We start from the raw sequence: 548 nt of genomic DNA on the forward strand, positions 1-548 counted from the left end.
TTGTGGAACCTCTGCTTACGCTATAACGCCCACAACAGCAGAAAGATACCTCAAACAGATCGATGGTTTTTTCGAACCGGTTGATGACTTCATGGATAATGAGTGGCGAACAAATCAAACCATTTACAGTTACTTTCCTCCTTTAGTATCACGCAGCAATACGGCTTCGACTATAGGTAAGAGAAAAGTTAAATCAAATATAAGCTGGATAAACAAAATATATATCGAATGGTATAGGGTTTTCAAACAATGGAAACAAAAAGAATACAATCAACGAGCCAAATAATTTCAATATATACATTTTTCCACTTTAACATTTTACTCGTTATGGAACGGTTATGAGAAAAAAAACCATCATATCTATCATGCCACACTTAAAAGGCGGTGGTGTTGAAAAAGTAGTGTGCCAATTAAGCGATGGCTTGAGTCAATATGATGACTGTGATGTACATATCATTACAATCAAACCGTACGAAAGCCTTATACCAATTTCAAATAGTGTTAAGATACACCATGTAGACACAACTATTAGAAACTCTTTAAACCTT

At 35.0% G+C, this 548-nt stretch carries 1 protein-coding gene and 1 pseudogene; both read left to right on the forward strand.

Features of this window, described 5'->3' with window-relative positions; all coding sequences use genetic code 11:
• Positions 1–286, forward strand: a pseudogene (locus R7E78_RS29605) (glycosyl transferase); the annotation flags it as partial.
• A gap of 52 nt (positions 287–338) precedes the next feature.
• The coding region (locus tag R7E78_RS29610) for a hypothetical protein (protein WP_318059079.1) at positions 339–548 on the forward strand (210 nt) is incomplete at its 3' end.

Source organism: Vibrio sp. YT-19(2023), assembly GCF_033337395.1.